The sequence below is a fragment of the Haladaptatus sp. genome, from assembly GCF_049589095.1.
Classification (GTDB): domain Archaea; phylum Halobacteriota; class Halobacteria; order Halobacteriales; family Haladaptataceae; genus Haladaptatus.
In genome coordinates, this window is record NZ_JBAWAC010000490.1 from 1 (window position 1) to 2,673 (window position 2,673).

General features: G+C 57.8%; 2 protein-coding genes. Both read right to left on the reverse strand.

Features of this window, described 5'->3' with window-relative positions; translation table 11 throughout:
- Positions 1-19 precede the first annotated feature (19 nt).
- Complete coding sequence (locus tag WBV42_RS15115; RefSeq protein WP_423986758.1) at positions 20-1,876, reverse strand: amino acid permease; 1,857 nt, start codon at positions 1,874-1,876, stop codon at positions 20-22.
- Positions 1,877-1,901: 25 nt separating this feature from the next.
- The coding region (locus tag WBV42_RS15120; RefSeq protein WP_423986759.1) for an RNA-guided endonuclease InsQ/TnpB family protein at positions 1,902-2,673 on the reverse strand (772 nt) is incomplete at its 5' end.

Here is a 2,673-nt window from a genome sequence, read left to right on the forward strand (position 1 = left end):
GGTATCAAACGAACCGAATTCAGTACGCAACTCGTTCGACAACTGCCTGAACGAGTGTCGTCCCTCTCGATTTGGGCGGGTGGACCAAGAGAACGCTACAATTGAGCTGGCTACTGATCTCAGTCGCCGGATCACCGAGAAGCATCTCGTGGTGGCGGGAGTGTGCGACCGTCCCTAAAATCGCCAAGTCAGCAGTTGACGCTTCGGCAACCAATCCATCCACCGTATCTGCCACCCTGATGATTTCGCTCTCCGTCTCGACCGAACAGAGCTCCTCGAGATCGGTCAAAAACGCACGTGTCACACCGAGTTGCTCGTCCGAGACATCCGAGTCAACGGCGGTGACGAACCGAATGGTCGCCCCGAACACACTGGCAATTGCATTGGCGATAGCCACCTTCGTTGGCTCGTAAGGTCGTCGTTGAGTGAGAACCGTGATTTCGTCAACTTGTTCGAGTCCACAGTCCTGAACGAACGTCGTCGAACACGGCGCATGTTTCATAAACCAGTCGACGTCGCTTCCAAGCAACTCGGCGTGCCAGTGTTCCGGTCGCCAGTCACCGAGAATGAGTTCGACACCGAGGTCGTCGGCATAGTTGATAACTGCCTTCTTTATGTCGTGACTGACGACCTCACTCGCCTCGATCCGAGCCGGTAACTCGTCCGCTAACGCACGCGTCTGGGCCTCGAATTGGCGGTCCTCCATGGTCAACTCGGTCGCCGACGAGAGGGGGAGTTGGTCCGAAACTTCCTCGAAGCGGATCGCGTGAACCGTTCCGCCTTGTTGTTGTGCTACGCACGCCGCGATGCGGAGTAACGTCTGTTCTCGCTCAACGGACGTGTCCACGTCCATCGCAACGAGGACGTGACCGTCACCATCGGCAACTGCACGTTCCGTCTCGATCAACGTTTGAGAGCTCTCGGATCGTCGGATCGCATCGAGGGCTGCTCCTTCCCGTTCCGTTCGTTCGAGACCGTAGAATCGATACCACGCAAGGCCAAACAGGATGATTCCCAGTGCGCCTCCGAGTACGACGACTCCCATCTGTGTCAGTAAGAGAAGTCCGCCGAGGGCACCGATTCCCTGCACTAGCGGATAGCCGGGGGCCGTAAACTCGGGGGAATACCACTCGAGGTCACTTTCGCGAAACGCGATGAGTGCTCCATTGATGAAGACGAAAACGAGGATCTGGAACGCACTCGCCAACTTCGCGAGATCGACGACCGGGACGAATGCGATCAGGACGAGCAGGATCAATCCGGTGAATCCGATCGAGTAAATTGGCGTTTTAAACCGTTCGCTCACTTCGCTGAACTGTGGGGGAGCGAGCGAGTCTCGGCTCATCGCGAGCGGATAGCGCGACGATGACAGTACACCGGCATTCGCCATACTCGTCAATTCCAAGACCGCGACGATGGCAAGCACGAGGCCACCGACCAGCCCTGCAAACGATTCTGCCGCCCGAGCCATCGGCGTCAAACTGTGACTCGTCTGTAGCTCGGGTGCCGGTACGACGCCGACGATAACGAAAACGGTCAGCGTGTACACCAACATCATCACGAGGACCGAAACGAGGATCGCAATCGGAATGTTTCGTCCCGGGTTTTCGACTTCTTCGGCAACGCTGGCGATCTTCGTGACACCGGCATAGGAGACGAAGACGAAGCCAGTCGCGGCGAGAAGTCCGGTATCTCCGTGCGTCAGAAACGGATGGTATTGTGCGTGATCGACGTACGTTATCCCCTCGGCCACGAACCCGACGAGAACGAGGAGGACGAAACTAACGATTCCGGCCTGTAGCCGACCGGTTTGCTTGACACCGACGATGTTGACGGCGTTGACATCCTTCCGCGCCTGAAGACGCGGGAATCCCACGGCACCGCACCGCTGAGTTGGGATATTAAGGTTCGCGGTTCAGGACCTGTTCTCGTGGGGCGAAATAGCCCTCACTACTGTCGAACAGGCGAACCGCTGGCTGTGCCAACCAGCCGTTATCCCTATCACCGCCATCCATGGCGAGACTCGGGAGTACCTTTTGCCGAATATTCTCCGCACCATTCACGTCCGCGTTCGCAACCGTATCGCACGCTTCACACACGTACAGGCCGCGTTCAACGCGCTGGTTATCGTCTGTGTGACCACACGCCGAACACGACTTCGATGTATCGCATTCCGACACCAACTCCACGTCGATGCCCTCGGCTTCCGCCTTGTAGTCGAGAAGCGTCGTGAAGCGGTCGAACGCCCACCCTTGCAAGTCGAGGTTTCCGTGGTCGCCCCAATTCCGAGACTCACCACTTTCGCCATCCTCACGAATGCCGCCGAGGTCGCCAACGACAAGCGTACCAACACCTCGTTCGACACACTCCTCCACAATCGCTTTCGAGAGTGCGTGCAAGAAGTGCGTCCGGCGACTCGTTCGTTTCCGGTCGAGACGAGTTGCCTCTCGGGACAAGGAATCGTCACACTTGGCTTTCTTCTTCGTGAAGTAGTATTCGTCCTCTTTGAGTGCGCCACCGGGATACAGCACCGATTCACAGCCGAACGAGACGGCGGCGAAGTTGCAAATCCCGAGGTCAACACCGGCCACCTCGTCGCCCGGTGGTTCCGGGTCGATGGTGGTTCGACAGACGAATTGAAGTCGCCACTCGTCGCGTTTGTAGACGGCGCGA